This is a genomic window from Actinotignum sp. usb-actsch-rep-73 (assembly GCF_059082735.1).
In genome coordinates, this window is sequence record NZ_JBHNPV010000054.1 from 1 (window position 1) to 3,274 (window position 3,274).

The following is a 3,274-nucleotide window of genomic DNA, read 5'->3' on the forward strand; positions in this document are numbered from 1 at the left end:
GCGAAATACGACGCACCCCCACGCTCTATCACCAGAAAAGGAGGCAGCATGATTTTCGAGAACGAAGCCCAGTTCGAAGAGGCACTCATCGCCAATCTCAAGAACAACGGCTGGGATGACAAGGACGGAGTTCTCTGGAACCCCACCGAGAAACAACTCGTAGACAACTGGGCCGCCATTATCTTCGAAAACAACAACAACATCGATCGCCTGAACGGCTGCCCCCTTACCGATTCTGAGATGGCCCAAATCCTGGAGCAGGTGACGTCCCTGCGAACCCCGTTGAAACTTAACGCTTTCATCAACGGCAAGACCGTGGCCATTACGCGAGACAATGCAGACGATAAGCTCCACTGTGGCAAGGAGGTATCCCTCAAGATCTTCCGCCCGCAGGAGATTGCCACTGGCCAGACGCGGTACCAGATCGCGCAGCAGCCCCAATTCACCACGTCGAGCAAACTGACAGGTGTCCGCCGTGGCGACGTGATGCTGCTCATCAACGGCATGCCACTGATCCACATCGAGCTCAAGCGCACGGGCGTCCCTGCGAGCCAAGCCGTCAATCAGATCAGCAAGTACCTGCACGAGGGAGTCTTCACCGGCATCTTCTCCCTGGTCCAGGTGTTCGTCGCCATGAACCCTGAAGAAATGCTCTACTTCGCGTCCCCCGGCACCGGAGGGAAGGTCAATGAGCGCTTCTGTTTCCATTGGGCGGACTTCAACAACGAACCTGTCAACGATTGGAAGACCATCGCCTCTAAATTCCTCTCGATTCCCGAAGCGCACCAGCTCATCGGCTTCTACACCGTCGCCGACGAGTCCGACGGCGCACTCAAGGTCATGCGCAGCTATCAGCTTTACGCGGCGCGTGCGATTTCCGACCGCGTTGCCAAGGTGAACGCTCGCAAGCAATGGGGCATGCCGGGCATTCGCGGCGGGTATATCTGGCACACCACGGGCTCTGGAAAGACCATGACAAGCTTCAAGAGTGCGCAGCTCATCGCCAATTCTAGAAAGGCTGACAAGGTGGTCTTCCTTATGGACCGCATCGAGCTGGGAACCCAGAGCCTCGCCGAGTACCGAGCGTTCGCAGCAGCCGACGATGCTGTGCAGGGCACGGAGAACACCGCGGAGCTACGCAGCCGACTCAAGAGTAGCTCCGTCAACGACATGCTGATCGTCACCTCCATCCAGAAGATGAGCCTCATCCGCTCCGAGGAGGGCGGTATCACCGATTCCGACCTGGAGCAGATGAGGGGCAAGCGCATCGTGTTCATCATCGACGAATGCCATCGCTCGACCTTCGGCGACATGCTACGCACGATCAAGAACACTTTCCCCGACGCCCTGTTCTTCGGGTTCACGGGCACTCCCATCCACGAGGAGAACGCAAAGAAGATGTCCACCACCACGGACGTCTTCGGCGACGAGCTACACCGCTATAGCATCGCTGACGGCATCCGCGACGGCAACGTGCTGGGATTCGACCCCTACATGGTGTGCACCTTCAAGGACGCCTCCGTGCGCGAGGCGGTGGCGCTGAACAAAGCCAAGGCGGGCAGCGTTGGCGACGCCCTCTTGGACGACCGCAAGAGCAAGGTTTACTACTACTGGATGGATACGTCCAAGGTTGGCATGGGCGACGTCAACGACAAGCCCGGTTCCGAGAAGCACGGCATCGAGCACTTCGTGCCATCTGTCCAGTACCAGGACGACGAGCACCGCAGGAAGGTGGTGGAGGACATCCTATCCGGCTGGGAGCGCATCTCTCATGGCGGCAAGTTCCATGGGATCCTGGCCACCAGCTCCATCGCCGAGGCCATCGAGTACTTCAGGATGTTCAGGGACGAGGTCCCGCAGCTCAAGGTCACGGCGCTCTTCGACCCTAACATCGACAATTCGGGTGACAAGGCGATCAACAAGGAGGAGGGCCTCAAGGAGATCATCGAGCATTACAACGCCACATACGGTAGGGAGTACACGATACCGACCCATGCCGCCATGAAGAAGGACATGGCCGCGCGCCTGGCTCACAAGAGGCCGCATCTCAACGTCGAGAACCATCCCGAAGAGAGGATCGACGTCCTCATCGTGGTGGACCAGATGCTCACGGGCTTCGACTCCAAGTGGATAAACGTCCTCTATTTGGACAAGGTCATCGACTACGCCCTGCTCATCCAGGCGATCAGCCGCACCAATCGCCTGTTCGCGGGCGACGAGAAGCCCTTCGGTGTCATCCGCTACTACCGCAAGCCCCACACCATGCGCCGCAACATCGAGGAAGCGGTGAAGCTCTATTCCGGGGACAAGCCATTCGGACTGTTCGCCAGCAAGCTGCCCGAAAACATGGCCAAGTGCAACGAGCTGTTCGCCCAGATGGAAACCGTCTTTAAGGAAGGTGGGAGCGAGGATTTCAGCAAGCTGCCCGAGAGCGACGCGGCCAAGGCGAAGTTCGCCGAGCTGTTCAACGCGTTCCACGAGCATCTTGAGGCTGTCAAGGTGCAGGGCTTCTCCTGGGGCGATACTGAGGTTTTCGGAGATCAGGATCCCGATACCGGAACAACCGAGATGGTCGAAGTCGCGTTCGACGAGAGTCGCTTCAACGCATTGGTTCGTAGGTACAAGGAACTGAGCACGAGAACCGATCCTCCCGAGGATGAAACAGCGCCTGTTGCCCCGTTCGACATCAAGGGCTATCTCACCGAGATCAACACCGGGCAAATCGACACCCAGTACATGAACGAGAACTTTACCAAGTGGCTCAAGGCTCTCGAGCAGGGAGATGTCTCGCCCGAGGAGATCGACGCTCTCTACGCGAACCTCCATCGTACCTTCGCTACGTTGTCCCAGGAGGACCAGGGGTTCGCGGAACTCTTCATCCATGACATCCAGTCCGGAGAGGTCTCGGTCGAGTCGGGAATGACCCTCAGGGACTACATCACCCGCTATGCCCAGCGCGCCCGGAACAAGCAGGTCGCCAAGCTCGTTGATGCCATCGGGGTTGACGAGGAACAGCTTGAGGCCATGATGAGGCTCGACATCAACGAAGCCAATATTAACGATTTCGGAAGATTCAAGGCGCTTGTGGACACCGTTGACAAGGCTAAGGCTCGGGCATACTTCGAGAGGGTTGACAGAAGGGAGATCTCTCCCTTCAAGGTTAATGCCAGGGTTGACAAGCTGCTGAGGAGATTCCTCGAGTCCGGTGGCTTCGACATCGAATGACACGTCAGGTAATCGCCTGAGGTCGGGATACGCTCCCGGCCTTTTCATG

1 protein-coding gene is annotated in these 3,274 nt (G+C 58.0%); it reads left to right on the plus strand.

Annotated elements, in window-relative coordinates; translation table 11 throughout:
* Window positions 1–48: 48 nt before the first annotated feature.
* The gene (locus AC5RE1_RS03795; RefSeq protein ID WP_493938369.1) at window positions 49–3,225 is read left to right on the plus strand and encodes a type I restriction endonuclease subunit R; all 3,177 of its coding nucleotides are present in this window, start codon (window positions 49–51) and stop codon (window positions 3,223–3,225) included.
* The last annotated feature ends 49 nt before the right edge of the window (window positions 3,226–3,274 follow it).